At 63.5% G+C, this 15,713-nt stretch carries 18 protein-coding genes; 12 read left to right on the forward strand and 6 right to left on the reverse strand.

The features are described from left to right. The first annotated feature begins 260 nt into the window (after window positions 1-260). From sppA to lhpI, 4 genes are all read left to right on the forward strand, one after another. The gene (gene sppA, locus AC1VON_RS32945; protein ID WP_483126170.1) at window positions 261-1,217 is read left to right on the forward strand and encodes a signal peptide peptidase SppA; all 957 of its coding nucleotides are present in this window, start codon (window positions 261-263) and stop codon (window positions 1,215-1,217) included. A gap of 80 nt (window positions 1,218-1,297) precedes the next feature. Beyond that, entirely contained in the window at window positions 1,298-1,582 is a 285-nt protein-coding gene (locus AC1VON_RS32950; protein WP_006200394.1) for an integration host factor subunit beta, read from the forward strand. Between the two features lie 53 nt (window positions 1,583-1,635). Next, complete coding sequence (locus tag AC1VON_RS32955) at window positions 1,636-2,016, forward strand: cyclin family protein (RefSeq protein ID WP_172348578.1); 381 nt, start codon at window positions 1,636-1,638, stop codon at window positions 2,014-2,016. A 37-nt stretch (window positions 2,017-2,053) separates the two neighbouring features. After that, complete coding sequence (lhpI, locus tag AC1VON_RS32960; protein WP_483126171.1) at window positions 2,054-3,019, forward strand: bifunctional Delta(1)-pyrroline-2-carboxylate/Delta(1)-piperideine-2-carboxylate reductase; 966 nt, start codon at window positions 2,054-2,056, stop codon at window positions 3,017-3,019. Here the strand turns inward: lhpI and AC1VON_RS32965 are convergent. The 3 genes from AC1VON_RS32965 to AC1VON_RS32975 form a co-directional block, all read right to left on the reverse strand. Continuing rightward, window positions 3,016-3,453 (reverse strand): EVE domain-containing protein, encoded by a 438-nt coding sequence (locus AC1VON_RS32965; RefSeq protein WP_483126172.1) that lies wholly within the window; start codon window positions 3,451-3,453, stop codon window positions 3,016-3,018. The genes lhpI and AC1VON_RS32965 overlap by 4 nt on opposite strands. After that, window positions 3,450-3,830: a VOC family protein gene (locus tag AC1VON_RS32970; RefSeq protein ID WP_483126173.1), complete on the reverse strand. Its 381-nt coding sequence runs from the start codon at window positions 3,828-3,830 to the stop codon at window positions 3,450-3,452. Before AC1VON_RS32970 ends, AC1VON_RS32965 begins: the two co-directional genes overlap by 4 nt. A gap of 71 nt (window positions 3,831-3,901) precedes the next feature. Beyond that, window positions 3,902-4,591, reverse strand: coding sequence for a helix-turn-helix transcriptional regulator (locus AC1VON_RS32975; RefSeq protein ID WP_483126174.1), 690 nt, complete (start codon window positions 4,589-4,591; stop codon window positions 3,902-3,904). 135 nt (window positions 4,592-4,726) lie between these two features. Between AC1VON_RS32975 and AC1VON_RS32980 the strand changes: the two genes are divergently transcribed. The 6 genes from AC1VON_RS32980 (at window position 4,727) to olsB (ending at window position 11,855) form a co-directional block, all read left to right on the forward strand. Beyond that, window positions 4,727-5,812: an RsmD family RNA methyltransferase gene (locus AC1VON_RS32980; RefSeq protein ID WP_483126175.1), complete on the forward strand. Its 1,086-nt coding sequence runs from the start codon at window positions 4,727-4,729 to the stop codon at window positions 5,810-5,812. A gap of 17 nt (window positions 5,813-5,829) precedes the next feature. Beyond that, window positions 5,830-6,687, forward strand: coding sequence for a TrmH family RNA methyltransferase (locus AC1VON_RS32985; RefSeq protein WP_140772048.1), 858 nt, complete (start codon window positions 5,830-5,832; stop codon window positions 6,685-6,687). Between the two features lie 13 nt (window positions 6,688-6,700). Continuing rightward, complete coding sequence (gene lspA / locus AC1VON_RS32990) at window positions 6,701-7,213, forward strand: signal peptidase II (RefSeq protein WP_483126176.1); 513 nt, start codon at window positions 6,701-6,703, stop codon at window positions 7,211-7,213. Window positions 7,214-7,270: 57 nt separating this feature from the next. Next, complete coding sequence (gene acuI / locus AC1VON_RS32995; RefSeq protein WP_483126177.1) at window positions 7,271-8,260, forward strand: acrylyl-CoA reductase (NADPH); 990 nt, start codon at window positions 7,271-7,273, stop codon at window positions 8,258-8,260. A 144-nt stretch (window positions 8,261-8,404) separates the two neighbouring features. Then, window positions 8,405-10,693, forward strand: coding sequence for a PAS domain-containing hybrid sensor histidine kinase/response regulator (locus AC1VON_RS33000; RefSeq protein WP_172348570.1), 2,289 nt, complete (start codon window positions 8,405-8,407; stop codon window positions 10,691-10,693). Between the two features lie 274 nt (window positions 10,694-10,967). Beyond that, complete coding sequence (gene olsB, locus AC1VON_RS33005) at window positions 10,968-11,855, forward strand: l-ornithine N(alpha)-acyltransferase (RefSeq protein WP_172348569.1); 888 nt, start codon at window positions 10,968-10,970, stop codon at window positions 11,853-11,855. Window positions 11,856-11,933: 78 nt separating this feature from the next. Here olsB and AC1VON_RS33010 read toward each other — a convergent pair whose 3' ends face one another. Together AC1VON_RS33010 and grpE are read right to left on the reverse strand one after the other, a co-directional pair. Continuing rightward, window positions 11,934-12,566 (reverse strand): trimeric intracellular cation channel family protein, encoded by a 633-nt coding sequence (locus AC1VON_RS33010; protein ID WP_483126178.1) that lies wholly within the window; start codon window positions 12,564-12,566, stop codon window positions 11,934-11,936. Between the two features lie 115 nt (window positions 12,567-12,681). After that, window positions 12,682-13,314, reverse strand: a complete 633-nt coding sequence (gene grpE / locus AC1VON_RS33015; protein WP_172348568.1) for a nucleotide exchange factor GrpE — start codon at window positions 13,312-13,314, stop codon at window positions 12,682-12,684. A 227-nt stretch (window positions 13,315-13,541) separates the two neighbouring features. Between grpE and AC1VON_RS33020 the strand changes: the two genes are divergently transcribed. Continuing rightward, window positions 13,542-13,742: a hypothetical protein gene (locus tag AC1VON_RS33020; protein ID WP_172348567.1), complete on the forward strand. Its 201-nt coding sequence runs from the start codon at window positions 13,542-13,544 to the stop codon at window positions 13,740-13,742. 136 nt (window positions 13,743-13,878) lie between these two features. Then, window positions 13,879-14,901: a fatty acid desaturase gene (locus AC1VON_RS33025; protein ID WP_172348566.1), complete on the forward strand. Its 1,023-nt coding sequence runs from the start codon at window positions 13,879-13,881 to the stop codon at window positions 14,899-14,901. A 126-nt stretch (window positions 14,902-15,027) separates the two neighbouring features. Here AC1VON_RS33025 and AC1VON_RS33030 read toward each other — a convergent pair whose 3' ends face one another. Beyond that, window positions 15,028-15,648 carry a DJ-1/PfpI family protein gene (locus AC1VON_RS33030; protein WP_140772059.1) on the reverse strand — a complete coding sequence of 207 codons (621 nt, stop codon included), beginning with the start codon at window positions 15,646-15,648 and terminating at the stop codon, window positions 15,028-15,030. Window positions 15,649-15,713: the final 65 nt, after the last annotated feature.

Genomic DNA, 15,713 nt, shown 5'->3' on the forward strand with positions numbered 1-15,713 from the left:
CAAGCCCACGAAAACCGCAAAAATGTGACAACTGTGGTTGTACAAACGAAAACGAGGTCAGCACAACAACCGATACTTCATAGCAGAAATGCACGTCCTTGCGCCGTTTTTTCATCACTGCCGTCCCTCCCCTTACCTTGCGTCCCCTGCGCAGGCCAGTCACAAAACAGACAGCGTCGGGATTGCCGAAGACGGAACTGCTTCCCGATAAGGACATCATGGTCTAAAAGCGTCTCTTCCCGCCGACTGTGAGGCTGACCATGGCATTGAGAGCCGACGACCTGATCGACCGCCGCCGCTTGCGGCGCAAGCTGACATTCTGGCGTGTTGTGGCCATCGGCATCGTGGCACTTGGGGTGATTGCGCTGTCGGCCTGGCTCTACGGCGACGATCTCGGCGGCTCGGCCGTCGACCATATCGCCAAGGTCAGGATCGAAGGCACCATCACCGAGGACGAGGAACTGATCAAGCGGCTGGAGAACATCCGCGAGTCGTCGAAAGTGAAAGGCGTGATCCTTGCGATCGATTCACCCGGCGGCACCACCGTCGGTGGTGAATCGATCTACGAGGAAGTGCGCAAGCTGGCCGCCGACAAGCCGGTGGTGGCGGAAGTCGGCACGCTCGCCGCATCGGCGGGCTATATGATTGCCAGTGCGGCCGACCACATCGTAGCCCGCAAGACCTCGATCGTCGGCTCGATTGGCGTGCTGATCCAGTACCCTGACGTCAGCGGCCTGATGGACAAGCTCGGCGTCAAGCTGGAGGAAGTGAAATCCTCGCCCCTCAAGGCTTCTCCCTCTCCCTTCAAGCCGACCAATGACGACGAGCGCGCCATGGTCCGCAAGCTTATCCTCGACAGCTACGACTGGTTTGTCGGCATCGTCGCCGAGCGCCGCAAGATGACGCACGAACAGGCGCTGGCGCTCGCCGACGGATCGATCTTCACCGGCCGCCAGGGTGTTTCCAACGGATTGATTGACGCCGTCGGTGGCGAGACCGAGGCGATCAACTGGCTGGCGACCAAGGGGGTCGACGCCAACCTCAAGGTGGTCGAGTGGAAGGACACGGAACGGCGCGGCAGTTTCCTGTGGTCAAAAGCCATGGTGAAAACGATCGGCAGCGCCCTCGGCCTGCCGGATTACAGCGGTGATGTCATCCACGAACTTGGTGCCGACCGCTTGTTTCTTGACGGCCTCGTTTCCGTCTGGCACCCTTGAGCGCCGTTTGGGACAGCTGAAAAAGCCAATAAAATCATCCTCATAATTTTGACCGAACTGCTTTCACGGGGACCCGTCTGATGATCAAGTCCGAACTTGTGCAGATTATTGCCACGCGCAATCCGCATCTTTTCCTGCGCGACGTCGAAAACATCGTCGGCGCGATCTTCGATGAGATCACCGACGCCCTTGCCGAAGGCAACCGGGTCGAGCTGCGCGGCTTCGGTGCCTTTTCGGTGAAAAACCGCCCCGCCCGCACCGGCCGCAACCCGCGCACCGGCGAATCCGTCGAGGTCGAGGAGAAATGGGTGCCGTTCTTCAAGACCGGCAAGGAACTGCGCGAAAGGCTGAACGGCGGCAAGTAGGCGCGGCGTCAGCGCCAGACGGCCTTATCCGGCCAACTTGCACGGAAGAAATCATGCTCAATCGCTTCATGCTCATCGTGGTCTTCGTGCCCCTGGCGATCATCCTGATCGCGCTTGCCGTCGCCAACCGCGAACTCGTTGCCTTCACGCTGGACCCTTTCAATCCCGGCAATCCGAAGCTGACGCTCACCTTGCCGCTGTTCATTTTCCTGTTCCTGGCGCTCGCCATCGGCATGATCGTCGGCAGCCTGGCAACCTGGGTCAAGCAGGGCCGCTACCGCAAGCTGGCGCGCCAGCGCGGCGTCGAGGCGGAAAACCTGCGGCAGGCGGTCAGTCGCGCTCCGTCGGCAGCACAGGGACCGCTCCAGGGCTCAGCCCAGGGATCGGCCCAAGGTTCGGCCCAAGGTTCGGCATTGCCAAAGCCGACCAATTGAACGGCCTGCCGGCGCCTTTCCTTCCACGGAGCTTTTCATGCTGACCATTTCGGCCGCCGAGGTCGACCGTGCGCTGACCTTTCCCGGACTGGTCGAGACGTTGCGCGCGGCTTTCCGTGACGGGGCGGTACAGCCCGTCAGGCATCATCACGCGGTCGAACGGCCCGACGGCGAGGCCTCGACCCTGCTGCTGATGCCGGCATGGACCGATTTCAACGCCGCCGGCACGTCTTCCGGTGGCCATATCGGCGTCAAGATCGTCACCGTCTCACCCGACAACAACGCCATCGGCAAGCCCGCCGTGATGGGGCTCTATCTCCTGCTCAACGGCAGCACCGGCGAACCGGAAGCCTTGATCGACGGCCAGCGCCTGACTCAGTGGCGCACGGCTTGTGCTTCGGCACTGGCGGCGTCCTACCTCGCCCGCGACGATGCCTCGCGGCTGCTTGTGATCGGTGCTGGCGCCCTGTCGCCGTTCCTCGCCAGGGCGCATTCGGCGGTGCGGCCGATAAAAAGCATCCGCATCTGGAACCGCACCCCCGCCAACGCTGAGAAAGTCGCGGCCGATTTGTGCGCCGAAGGCTTCGCCGCCAGCGCCGCGACCGACCTCGATGCCGAGCTTGGCCAGGCCGACATCGTCTCCTCGGCGACAATCACCACCACGCCGCTGATCAAGGGCGCGCTGCTACGGCCTGGAACCCATGTCGACCTGGTCGGCGGCTTCACCCCGACAATGCGCGAAAGCGATGATGACGCGATCGCCCGTGCCCGGGTCTATGTCGACACCCGCGCCGGCGCCACCAAGGAAGCCGGCGACATCGTCCAGCCACTGGCCTCCGGCCTGCTGAAGCCGGACGCCATCGTCGCCGATTTGCACGAACTGGCGCGCGGCCAGAGGAAAGGCCGCGGGAGCCCTGACGAGATCACGCTGTTCAAGTCGGTTGGCGAGGCGCTGGAGGACCTTGCCGCTGGCATTGCCGTTTATAACGCGCTGAAGGCCTAGCTCACCGTCCTCCGCATTTCGGCACCCATCGCGTCGGCGATCAGACGAAAATCGTGATCGGTGACTTCGAACAGGCCGAAGCGCAGCTGATATCCCCAGTTCGCCTTGCCGGCGGTGAAGTCCAGCCGGTCGAGCAGCGGCTTGATCGGCGCTTCTTCAGCCGCCATCCACTCGACGTCGCGGCGGAACGGCGTGAAGCCGCCGCCCATTTCGCCTTGATAGGGCTCTCCTTCCCGCACGGTGCCGATTGCGGTGAAAGCCTGCAGACCGTCCTTTTCGCCCAAAACGGTGGTTGGCGAATAGTAGATGACACCATCGCCGGGCTTGACGCGACGCAACGGCGCTGCCTTGCCGTGGTTGACCTGCATGAAGCCGTCCTTGCGGCCGCGCCGGACATGTTCCGCCGACGCCACTGCGATCCAGTACGCGCTCATTTTTGTTCCCCATCCGACAGCCAGTAGACGCGCAAGCGGTGATTGTCGGGATCGAGCGCAACGAAAGTGCGGCCGAAATCCATGTCGGTCGGCGCCTGCAGGATCTTCAAGCCACGCCCCGACCAGTCGGCATGGATGGCGTCGACCGCTTCCGGCGCCTCCAGTGCAAACACGATCTCAGCGCCGCCACCCGCCGCTTCTGCCGCCGGCTCCACGGTATGACGCGACCAGAGGCCGAGCTTGAAGCCGTTGTCGAGCACGAACAGCACGAAGGTCGGCGCGCTTTCGACCGGCTCGCGACCAAGCAGCGCGCTGTAGAAGGCACCGCTCCGCAGCGGCTGGTCGACATAGAGGATGACGAGATTCGGGGTGGTCATGTGTACTCTCCGCGGTCCAGTTTCGATGCGCCGAACCTAGAATAGGCTACTGTCAGATTCTGGCAGCAGCCTCATGACCCGCGCGGCTTGTCGAGCGTCGCCCGCCATTCCATGAGCAGCACCTGGCGGCGGCGCGGATAGCGCGTATCGATGGGGTTGAGGCCGGATATGCGATCGGTGCGAAAATGCCGGAAATCCTGCCGCATCTCGCACCACGCCACCACCACCCGAACCTTGTCGAAGAAACCGAGCGCGAATGGCCAGACGACACGTTGCGAGGCCACACCGCCGGCGTCGCGGTAGAGAAAGCCGAGTTTTCGCTCGTTGCGGATGGCCTGCCGCACCGTGCCGAGATCAATGCCCTCCATGGCGTGCGCCGTCGGCCCGACCAGCAGGGTGGAGGCGTCGAGATCCTCACGCAAATCATCCGGCAGCACGGCCGCGATCTTGGCCAGCGCATTGGCGGCTGCGGCCGAGAGGCGCTGGTCCGGCTGCTTGGCGACCCAGCGCGAGCCTAACACGATCGCCTCGATCTCGTCGTCGCTGAACATCAGCGGCGGCAGCATGAAGCCGGGCTTGAGCACATAGCCCAGGCCTGCCTCCCCCTCGATCGGCGCGCCCTGCCCCTGCAGCGTGGCGATGTCGCGGTACAGCGTTCGAATGGAAATCCCGAGCTCATCGGCCAGCGCCTGTCCGCTCACCGGCCGGCGGTGTCGGCGCAAGCACTGGATGAGGTCGAGGAGGCGTTCGGAGCGGGACATCCAGCAGATTTGCCTGTTTCTTTGACATCGGTCCATCTCTGACCGACATGAACAGGAGAGGTGGCAGCGGCGGACTTGGTTGCGAAGCTGGTTGCCCTATGCCAAAAGCGGCACGCCGCTCGGAGATGCCCCCGCTTGAAGTCTTTTCGCGACAAACGCCGCGACAGCCGCCCGCCCGCCAAAGGCGGAACCGGAGAAGTGCGTCCGCACGAGGCACGTGGCGCGGCGCGGCCGGACGCCAGACCGCGCGAAGCGCGTGACTTGAAAGCGGAGAGCCAGCCCGCGCCGAAATCGGCGCCGCGCATCCTTGCCCGTCGTGACGGCGTCCTGCCGGCCGAGCAGCTTCCGCTCATCCTCGAAGTGGCGCCGAATGCCGATTATGCGCTGCTCGACAGCGGTGCCGGCCAGAAACTTGAACAATACGGCCCCTACCGCATCGTGCGGCCCGAGGGGCAGGCGATCTGGCAGAAGGCCCTGCCGGCCAAGGACTGGGAACGTGCCGACGCCATCTTCACCGGCGACACCGACGAGGAAGGCATCGGCCGCTGGCGTTTCCCCAGGACGCCGCTTGGCGAGACCTGGCCGATGAAGCATGACGGCATCGACTATCTCGGCCGTTTCACCTCGTTTCGCCATGTCGGCGTGTTTCCCGAACAGGCCTCGCACTGGGACCACATGGCCGGGCTGATCGCGGCGGCCAGGCGACCGGTGAAGGTACTGAACCTGTTCGGCTACACCGGTCTTGCCTCCTTGGTGGCGGCCCGCGCCGGCGCCGAGGTCACCCATGTCGATGCCTCGAAAAAGGCGATCGGCTGGGCGCGTGAAAACCAGGAAATGGCCGGACTCGGCAAGAAGCCGATCCGCTGGATCGTCGACGATGCGGTGAAATTCGCCGAGCGCGAGGAGCGCCGCGGCAGCCGCTACGATATCGTGCTTTTCGATCCGCCAGCCTATGGCCGCGGCCCCAAGGGCGAGGTCTGGCAATTGTTCGAGGATCTGCCGGCGCTCACCGACCTCTGCCGCGCGATCCTGACGCCGAAACCGCTTGCCGTGGTGCTGACCGCCTATTCGATCCGCGCCTCCTTCTTCGCCATCCACGCTTTGATGCGCGACACGTTTGCCGGCATGGGCGGCAAGGTTGAATCGGGCGAGTTGATTATCCGTGAAAAGTCCGCCGGCAGAGCGCTTTCGACCTCATTGTTTTCGCGTTGGGTGGCCTGAATGCCCCGGAGTCCTGAATGAACGAGCGGCACGCAGGCGCACCCGGCCAGGTGAAGGAAGTCACCAGCCTCGCCAACCCGCTGGTCAAGGACATCAAGGCGCTCGCCCTGAAGAAATTCCGCGACCAACAGAACGCCTTCATGGCCGAGGGGCTGAAACTGGTCATCGATGCGCTCGACCTTGGCTGGCAGATCAGGACGCTTGTGTTCGCCAAGGCAGGGCGAGGCAATGCGGCTGTGGAAAAGGTGGCGGCACGCACGGTTGCCGCCGGCGGCACAGTGCTCGAAGTGTCGGAAAAGGTGCTTGTCGCCATCACCCGCCGTGACAATCCGCAAATGGTGGTCGGCGTCTTCTCGCAGAAATTCCTGGCCCTGAAGGACATCCGCGCCGACAATGGCGACGTCTGGGTGGCGCTCGACAGGGTGCGCGATCCCGGTAATCTCGGCACCGTCATCCGCACCGTCGATGCCGTCGGCGCCAAGGGCATCATCCTGGTCGGCGACACCACCGATCCGTTTTCCGTGGAAACGGTGCGCGCCACCATGGGGTCCATCTTCGCCGTGCCGGTGGCCAAGGCGACGACAGAGGCTTTCCTGGCCTGGCGCGGCGGTTTTTCAGGCCTGGTCGCCGGCACGCATCTGAAGGGTGCCGTCGATTATCGCTCGGTCGATTTTTCCCGTGGGCCGGTTCTGCTGATGATGGGCAATGAGCAGCAGGGCCTGCCCGAAAGCCTGGCGGCGAGTTGCGACCGATTGCTCAGGATCCCGCAAGCGGGCCGTGCCGATTCGCTCAATCTCGCCGTCGCCACCGGCATCATGCTGTTCGAGATCCGGCGCGGCGCGCTGAAGCTCGAGCCAATCGCCGACCAGCAATGAAGGTTGCCAGCCCGTGAGATCATGGTCCCCCTACGCGCTGCTCATCGTCGCGGCCATAGCGCTTGATCAGTGGATAAAGCATCTGGTCGAGACCGGCCTGCCCTTTCAGGAAAAAGTCGATCTGCTGCCGTTCCTGGCGCTGTTTCGCACCTACAACACCGGCATCGCCTTCTCGATGTTTTCCTCCTTCGGCGACACCGGCCTGGTGGTCATCGCCGTACTGGTCGTTGCCTTCGTGCTCTACCTCGCCACCCTCACGCCATCGGCCCATGTCATCGCCCGCACCGGATTCGCCCTGATCATCGGTGGCGCTCTGGGCAATCTGATCGACCGCGCCGTCTACGGCCACGTCATCGATTACATCCTGTTCCACACGCCGGTCTGGTCCTTTGCCGTCTTCAATTTCGCGGACGCCTTCATTTCCGTGGGCGCGGCACTGGTCGTCTTCGACGAGCTCATCGGCTGGCGGCGCGAGCCCAAGCCTTCGAACGCCAAGCCTTCGAACGCCAAGCCTTCCAAAGATTGACCCCGCGCGGCCGTCGCCGCACAGTCCAGACCGACAAGCAAGCTCGCGGAGAAAAAGATGTCCGAAACCTTCAAAGCCATCCTCATCTCGCGCGACGCCGACAAGAAACAGTCGGTCGCCGTGACGGATCTCACCGAAGCCGACCTGATGGAAGGCGACGTCACCGTCGCGGTCGAGGCGACGACGGTGAACTACAAGGACGGGTTGGCCATCACCGGCAAGGCGCCGGTGGTCCGCCGCTGGCCCCTGGTGCCGGGCATCGATCTTGCCGGAACAGTGATTTCGTCCTCCAATCCCGACTGGCGCAAGGGAGACAAGGTCATCCTGAACGGCTGGGGCGTCGGCGAAACGCATTTCGGCGCCTATGCCGGGCGCGCCCGCGTCAAGGGCGACTGGCTGGTGCCGCTGCCGGATGGCATCAGCGCGCACGACGCGATGGCGGTCGGCACCGCCGGTTATACCGCCATGCTCTGCGTCGTGGCGCTGGAGCGGCACGGCATCCTTCCCGACCGCGGCCCGGTTGTGGTGACGGGTGCCGCTGGCGGCGTCGGTTCGGTCGCGGTCTCCATCCTGTCCAGCCTCGGTTACCATGTCATTGCATCGACCGGCCGCAATGCCGAAAGCCCTTATCTGATCAACCTCGGCGCCGCTGAGGTGATTTCGCGTGACGAGCTCAGCCAGCCCGCCAAGCCGCTGGCCAAGGAGCGCTGGGCCGGCGGCATCGATTCGGTCGGCAGCCATACGCTGGCCAACGTCCTGTCGATGACCTCCTATGGCGGCGCCGTGGCGGCCTGCGGCCTGGCCGGCGGCATGGATCTGCCGTCGAGCGTCGCCCCCTTCATCCTGCGCGGCGTCTCGCTGCTTGGCATCGATTCGGTGATGGCACCGAAGGCTGTGCGGCTGGAGGCCTGGCGGCGTATCGGCGCAGATCTCGACCTGGAGAAGCTCGCCAGCCTGTCCACGACTATCGGCTTCGACGGCATCATCGATGCCGCGCGTGACATCGTCGACGGCAAGATCCGCGGTCGCGTCGTCGTCGACATGTAGACCTGCCTGGCCGGTCGCAGGCAGCGGACGGAATTGCCATATCCGGTGGCAAATCCGCCGCTACCGGGGCAAAAACGCCCTATCCGCTAAAATTCGAACGATCCGCCGCAATTTTCCATAATCTCTGTCTGGCAAGGGTTTCGCATGATCGCGGAATCCGACAGCCAGCAGGCAAGCAAGGGCGACGACGTCGATGCGGTTGCCGCGCCGCCGGCGGCGCGGCGCTTTATCGCCGCGCCGCCGCTGGTGCCCGAGCAGCAATTGGCCAGGCGGGAAGGACTGCCGCTGCTCACCTTCGTTGCCATCGTGATACTGGCCGGCCTTGCGCATCTGACCGGGGCGCCGATCTTCATCAGCCTCGCATTGCTGGCAACCGGCCTCGCCGGCCTTGCGCTGCATCTGCATGCCAGACGCAGTGTCCATCGCACCGTGGTGCTGCTGGACGAGACCACCGCCCGTAGCCGCGCCGAGATCGAGACGCTGGCCGACCGCATGTGGGAAATGCAGGAAAGCGAGGAGCGCTTTCGCGGTCTCATCGACGCGCTTGGCGATCTCGTCATCCATCGCGATCGCGACGGCAATATCGTCTACGCCAACAAGGTGTTCGCCGATCTCGTCGAAGCGGATCATCGCGATCTTGCCGGCAAGACCCTGGCCGAACTCGGCATCGAGGTCGGCATCGTTCCCGATGCCGCCTTCTCCGATCACGAGTGCCTGAGCTCCACCGATGTCGCCATCCGCACGCCGGGCGGATCGCGCTGGTTCTCGTGGATCGAACTGTCGGTGCGCGACAAGGACAGCGGCGCGGTTTCGCATCGCGCCATCGCTCGCGACATCACAGCCCGCAAGCGCGCCGAATCCTCGCTGATCACCGCGCGCGAAAGAGCCGAATTCGCAAGCCAGGCGAAATCGCGCTTTCTCGCCACCGTCAGCCATGAAATCCGCACGCCGATGAACGGCATCATGGGCATGGCCAGGCTGCTCGCCGACACCAGCCTGTCGCCGGAGCAGCAGACCTATGTCGGCGCCATCTCGACCTCGGCCAGTGCCTTGCTCGCCCTGATCGAGGACCTGCTCGACTATTCCAAGATCGAGGCCGGTCGCTTCGATCCGGAACCGCAGCCGATGTCGGTGCGCGAGATCGCCGACAACATTATCGAATTGCTCGCCGCGCGCGCCTTCGCCAAGGATATCGGCCTCGGCTGTCACGTCGAGCCGGATGTCCCGCAGATGATCACCGCCGACCCGGGCCGGGTCAGGCAGGTGTTACTCAACCTCATCGGAAACGCCATCAAGTTCACCGACAGCGGCGGCGTGCTGGTCAGCATCGCGCGCGCCCGCACCGAGACCAGCGATCGCATCTGCTTCACCATCGCCGATACCGGTCCCGGCCTGCGCGACGAGGACATGGAGCGCATTTTCGAGGAGTTCGAGCAGGCGGACGGCACCTCGACGCGCACGCATGGCGGGGCGGGACTGGGACTTGCCATCTCCAAGCGCCTGGTGACTGCCATGGGCGGCACGATTTCGGTCTCCAGCCGGCTTGGCCAAGGGTCGGACTTCGTCTTCGAAATCCCGGCCACGGAAGCCACCGACGCGCCGCAGGGCCGGCAGGATGCGCTTGCCGGCAGGCATGCGGTGATCCTGTCCAGGAACGCCGTCGAGGCCGACGCCATCGCCCGCACCATCCGCGCCAACGGCGGTACGGCCGGTATCGCCGCCACCGTGGCGCAGGCCGCGTCCCTGGCCGACGGCTGTGACGTGCTCCTGGTCGACGCGGCCATGGAAGAGAGCGACGGGAGGCTGCTCAAGCGGCTGCGCCTAAGCGGCTTTTCCGATTGCGAAGCCGTCACGCTGATAGCGCCGACGGACCGCGGCATGCTTGGCGAGTTCCGCGCCAGTGGCTACGCGACGTTCCTTGCCCGGCCGGTGCGCGGAGGAACACTTTTGCGTGTCCTTTTGACCAGCCATGCACCGGCGCTTGCGCAGCCACAGCCGAAAAAGTGCCGCGCCCCGGCGCTTCGCACCCCGATTGACCGACAGCAGGGCCTGTCCGTGCTAATCGCCGAGGACAACGACATCAATGCCATGCTGGCCCGCGCCACGCTGTTGAAGGCAGGACACCGCGTCAAGGTGGTCGGCAATGGCAAGGCCGCCGTCGAGGCCGTCACCAGCGCCGGGCACAAGCATCGCTTCGACGTGGTGCTGATGGACCTGCACATGCCTGTCATGGATGGGCTGGACGCGATTGCCGCGATACGCCGCCATGAGGAGGAAACGTCGGTCCCGCCGGTGCCGATCATGGTGCTGTCGGCCGACAGCCAGGAAAAGACCCGCCATGCGGTGCTCGCCCACGGCGCCAGCGGCTTTGTCACCAAGCCGCTCGACCCCGATGCGCTGGTCAACGCCGTCGAGGGCCAGGTCGCCGCTTGAACCGGTTTTCTGGCGCGCGGCCAATGCATGTCAACCAAAAGTGACCCCTGGTTTCGCTGGGAGGACATGCATGGAAACAGGGAGCATGAAGCGCGTCGCCGCGCCCCGCGTGGACGCGATACGCTTCATGTCTTCTCATCTAACGTAGCCGGTTGACCGTTTTCGCCAGCCGACGAAGTATTGCCCGCGACGCCGTATCACGGTACTGTCACAATCCTGTTGCACCTACACCGTATCCCCGTGCCAAGAGGGATGGCTCGAAGGAGAATCACTCGTGCATACAGTTATGCCGGAATGTGACACTCGGCCGAACGCCAGCAGCGCCTTGCTTGCCGGACGTAATGTCGATTCCGTCATAAAAGGCGCAGCGCTCGGCCGTATCGGCAATCTCGAAGTGCGGCTTGCCCGCAACGAGGCCGAGATCGCGGCCGCGCAGGAAGTGCGCTATCGGGTCTTCTATGATGAGCTTGGCGCTAGGAAGGATCTGTTCCAGGCGCAGGACCGCCGTGACGCGGATCGGTTCGATCCGCTCTGCGATCATCTGCTTGTCTTCGACAACTCGATTTCCGGCCCCGAGCATCGCCGCATCGTCGGCACCTACCGGCTGCTGCGGCAAGAAATCGCGGCCGCTGCCGGAGGCTTTTATTCCGAAGGCGAATTCGAGCTGACCAAGCTCATCGCCCGCCACCCCGGCCAGCGTTTTCTCGAACTCGGCCGTTCCTGTGTTTTGCCTGAATACCGCTCGAAGCGCACCATCGAGGCGCTGTGGCAAGGCATCTGGGCCTACATCAATCACTACGAAATCGGCGTGATGACCGGCTGCGCTTCCTTCCACGGCACAGTGCCGGCCGCACACGCCGAGGCGCTCACCTATCTCGCCCATCACTGCCGCACCAACTCGGCCTGGGATGTGCGCGCGGTATCCGGGCGCTATTGCTCCATGGACCTGATGCCGATCGAGGCGGTCAGCGCCAAGGCGGCGATCGCGGCGATGCCGCCTCTGGTCAAGGGCTATCTGAGGGTCGGCGCCCGCATCGGCGACGGCTGCGTCGTCGACCGTGAATTCTCGACGGTTGACGTGTTCGTGGTTATGCCGGTCAAGGAGATCGGCGCCCGCTACGTCAACTACTATGGCGGAGAAGCGCAGCGTTTCGCGGCATAGCGAATAGCGAGAGCTACGCCGCAATCCTGCGGGCTGTCATCCCTATTGGCTGCTCCCTATTCTCTACTCGTTTCCTTTTCACGGAATATCCTCCGGCCGCCTTCCCGGCCGGCTCCTGTACGACGGAAACGACCAGCCAAAACGCAGCGCGCCACCGCGCACGGCAAGCGCCACGACAAAGCCGGCCAACCCCGAAACAATCTGCGGCAATCCGGCGACATCGCCCAGAGTGAAGATGGCGGCGCCGGCCAAGGCCGCCGTGACGTAGATTTCCGGCCGCAGCAGCACGGAAGGCTCACCGGCCAGGAGATCGCGCAATATGCCGCCAAAGGTCGCGGTCAGCATACCGGTGATGATCGAAACCACAGGCGAACCGGTGATTGCCAGGCCTCTCGCCGCGCCCATCACCGAAAAGGCGGCCAGCCCGATGGCGTCGAGCCACAGCAGCAGCTTGTAGCGGGATTCGACACGGTGCCCGGTGAAGAAGACCAAGACCGCAACGACAGCGCAGATGAGTACATAGTCACGATTTCCCACCCAGAAGACCGGCACATTGAGGATGAGGTCGCGAAACGTGCCGCCCCCAATGCCGGTGACGCTGGCCAGGAACAGGAAACCGATAATGTCGAGTTGCTTGCGCGACGCAGCCAACGCCCCGGTCGCCGCGAAAACGGCAACGCCGGCATAGTCGAGAAGGGCGATGGGATACATGGCTGAGGCAGTAGGGAGTAAGGGAATAGGGCACAGTATGTATTATAGATAACACGAAGCCAGACGATTGATACGGCCCCCCAGTGTTCCCTGCCCTACTGCTCTACGGCCTTTACTAAGCATCTTTCTCCGCCTGCTCATTCACCGGCCCCGGCTCGACCGGCGCCTCGGCGGCGATTTTCGGGCCGCCTTTGGCGACGCCGACCATGGCCGGGCGCAGCACCCGTTCGCCGATCGAATAGCCCGGCTGCACGACCTGGACCACCGTGTTGGCCGGAACGTCGGGATTGGGCACTTCGAACATTGCCTGGTGGAAATTGGGATCGAATTTCTCGCCTTCAGGCGCGAGTTTCTTGACCCCGTGCCGTTCCAGCGCCGACAGCATGGCGCGCTCGGTCAGGTCGACGCCTTCGATGAGCGCCTTGAAGCCGGCGTCACCTGACGCCTTGGCCTCGGCGGGAATGGCGTCCAGTGCGCGGCGCAGATTGTCCGACACCGACAGCATGTCGCGGGCGAAATTCGCAACCGCATAGGTGCGCGCGTCGTGCACGTCGCGTGCGGTGCGGCGGCGCAGATTCTCCATCTCGGCCGCGACGCGCAGCGCGCGGTCCTTGAGCTCTTCATTTTCCTTCAGCAGCCGCACAAGCGCTTCGTAATCGCCGTCGATACTGCCTTCAGTGCGCTTGGCATTGGCCTCTGCCGCCTCGACTTCACTGGGCGCGCGTTCGTCTTTTGCCTGGTCGCTCATCGCCGTTTCCCGTCATCTCGAATGGTATGGATTTTGTGCCCGATATCGAGGTTTGGCGGCCAAAAATCAAGGGGTAAGCCACCGGACCGGCCTGAACCGTGACCAATCGCATTACTTCGATTTTAATTCAAACTTTACCTTACCTGCCGGCTTCGCTTGCCACAGAGGCGTGATGCGGGAACCATTCCCTTGCTGGAGGAGTTTCGAAGCCGACACAGGATTTTGAAATGATGACTCGCGACAAGGCAGAAAAAGGAGAAAAGCTCGCCACCGAAGTCAGGCGCCAGTTCGGTGCCGAGGCGATGACACGCTTTCTGCGCACCTTGCCGGCTTTTCGCACCGAAGCCGACATTCCTAGCCGATTTAGCGAGTTGCTTGACCGGCTGGACCGGCTGGAGAGAAACAGCCTTGGTGGCGGCCGCCGATAGCCACCTGCCCCAGTCTCCCGGCGTTGCGGAATTTGAAAGAACCATGCCGGGATGGTATGTCGCGCGACAATTACACACAGTAATTTCGCGTGATTGTCATCTTGCGGGAGGGGAGCGCTTCCGTCTATGCTTCCTGATGAACATGATTTCCCCCGACGCGGCCGCCAACAGCAAGCGGGCCTGGCTGAAGATCCTGGCGCGCTACAAGAAGCCGGACCGGCGGCGCAGCGCCATCGAACTCGCGATCACCCTCATTCCTTTCGCCACGCTCTGGGCCATGTCCGCGGCCGCTTATGCCTACGGCCATTGGTGGGGGCTGATCCTGATCCTTCCGGCGGCCGGGTTCCTGGTGCGTATCTTCATGATCCAGCACGATTGCGGCCATGGCTCCTTCTTCGCCAACCGCTATGCTGACGACTGGATCGGCCGCGCGCTCGGCGTCCTGACGCTGACGCCCTACGATTGCTGGCGGCGCGCCCACGCGACCCATCATGCCAGCGCTGGCAATCTCGACGAGCGCGGCATGGGCGACATCCTGACGCTGACCGTTGCCGAATACCGCCGATTGTCCTGGCGCGGGCGCCTTGGCTATCGTCTCTATCGTCACCCGCTGGTGATGTTCGGTCTGGGACCGATCTGGCTGTTCATCTTTTCGCAGAGGCTGCCTGTCGGCATGATGCGCGGCGGCTTGACGCCCTGGGTATCATCCATGACCACCAATCTCGCCATCGCGCTTGCGGCGGCCCTGCTTATCTGGGCCTTCGGCCCCGGTGCGTTCCTGGTGGTCCATCTGCCGATCGTCGTTCTCGCCGGCTCGGCCGGCATCTGGCTGTTCTATGTCCAGCACCAGTTCGAGGAGACGGAATGGGCAAAGGATGACGATTGGGAATTCCAGCATGCCGCCCTGCATGGCTCGTCCTATTACGACCTGCCGCCGGTGCTGAACTGGTTCACCGGCAATATCGGCGTCCACCACGTCCATCACCTCTCAGCCAAGGTGCCGGGCTACCGACTGCAGGAAGTTTTGCGGGATTATCCGGAACTGCGCGGCATTGGCCGCGTCACGCTGCTCGACAGCCTGCGCTGCGTCAAACTGGCATTGTGGGACGAAAACCGCCGCAAACTGGTGTCGTTCCGTGAGGCCCGAGCCTCTGCCTAAACAATTCCAGGAAAGTGTGAAACGGTTTTCCCGTGGCCGCTTTCCCTTGGGAATAGCGTCAAAACCAGAAAATAGCCAGAAATAGCAGGACCGCCACGCGACGGCGCGCGGCGGTCGATTGCCTGATCAGGCTGCTTGGCGCTCGTCGCGCATCAGGATCTCGCCGTGGCGGATCTCGGTGCCCAGCACCTTCAAGCATTCGCGGATGAAGTTGGACAGGCCCGGCCAGCCCTTGGCTGAAACGAGATTGCCATCGACATGGGCACCGGTCGGCGCGACATCGATGTAAATGCCGCCGGCCAGCGTCACCTCCGGCTCACAATAGTGCAGTGCCGCGACTTCCCTGCCCCGCACCACACCGTCGACAGCAATCAGGATCTGCACGCCATGGCAGATGGTGAAGATCGGTTTGCCGGCCTCGTGGAAATGCCGCACCAGCGCCTGCACGCGCTTGTCGATGCGGATGTATTCGGGACCGCGTCCGCCCGCTGCGTAGACAGCATCGTACTTGGCCGGATCCACCTCGGAAAACGTCTTGTTGAGGATGTAGTCGTGGCCGGGCTTTTCCGTGTAGGTCTGGTGGCCCTCGAAGTCATGCAGCGAAGTCTTCAGCACATCGCCGGCCTTCTTGTCCGGACAGACGACATGCACGGTGTGGCCGACGGCATGCATGGCCTGTTCAAAGACGAAGATCTCATACTCCTCGCTGAACTCGCCAACGAGCATCAATATTTTCTTGCCAGCCATTCCCGGTTCCTCCCTTGTAGCCTTATTTATTTCGGGCCGCGAAATAATAGACTTATCCTAAGGGC

The sequence above is a fragment of the Mesorhizobium sp. HAY1-8B genome, from assembly GCF_056868045.1.

Excerpts from the sequence above, each read along its gene's own strand:
- lhpI (WP_483126171.1), top strand. The coding sequence starts at position 2,054 with ATGCTGACCATTTCGGCCGCCGAGGTCGACCGTGCGCTGACCTTTCCC.
- AC1VON_RS33010 (WP_483126178.1), bottom strand. The coding sequence starts at position 12,566 with ATGTATCCCATCGCCCTTCTCGACTATGCCGGCGTTGCCGTTTTCGCG.
- AC1VON_RS32975 (WP_483126174.1), bottom strand. The coding sequence starts at position 4,591 with ATGTCCCGCTCCGAACGCCTCCTCGACCTCATCCAGTGCTTGCGCCGA.
- AC1VON_RS32955 (WP_172348578.1), top strand. The coding sequence starts at position 1,636 with ATGCTCAATCGCTTCATGCTCATCGTGGTCTTCGTGCCCCTGGCGATC.
- AC1VON_RS33030 (WP_140772059.1), bottom strand. The coding sequence starts at position 15,648 with ATGGCTGGCAAGAAAATATTGATGCTCGTTGGCGAGTTCAGCGAGGAG.
- AC1VON_RS32965 (WP_483126172.1), bottom strand. The coding sequence starts at position 3,453 with ATGAGCGCGTACTGGATCGCAGTGGCGTCGGCGGAACATGTCCGGCGC.
- AC1VON_RS32970 (WP_483126173.1), bottom strand. The coding sequence starts at position 3,830 with ATGACCACCCCGAATCTCGTCATCCTCTATGTCGACCAGCCGCTGCGG.
- sppA (WP_483126170.1), top strand. The coding sequence starts at position 261 with ATGGCATTGAGAGCCGACGACCTGATCGACCGCCGCCGCTTGCGGCGC.
- AC1VON_RS33025 (WP_172348566.1), top strand. The coding sequence starts at position 13,879 with ATGAACATGATTTCCCCCGACGCGGCCGCCAACAGCAAGCGGGCCTGG.
- AC1VON_RS32985 (WP_140772048.1), top strand. The coding sequence starts at position 5,830 with ATGAACGAGCGGCACGCAGGCGCACCCGGCCAGGTGAAGGAAGTCACC.
- grpE (WP_172348568.1), bottom strand. The coding sequence starts at position 13,314 with ATGAGCGACCAGGCAAAAGACGAACGCGCGCCCAGTGAAGTCGAGGCG.
- AC1VON_RS32950 (WP_006200394.1), top strand. The coding sequence starts at position 1,298 with ATGATCAAGTCCGAACTTGTGCAGATTATTGCCACGCGCAATCCGCAT.
- acuI (WP_483126177.1), top strand. The coding sequence starts at position 7,271 with ATGTCCGAAACCTTCAAAGCCATCCTCATCTCGCGCGACGCCGACAAG.
- AC1VON_RS33000 (WP_172348570.1), top strand. The coding sequence starts at position 8,405 with ATGATCGCGGAATCCGACAGCCAGCAGGCAAGCAAGGGCGACGACGTC.
- AC1VON_RS33020 (WP_172348567.1), top strand. The coding sequence starts at position 13,542 with ATGATGACTCGCGACAAGGCAGAAAAAGGAGAAAAGCTCGCCACCGAA.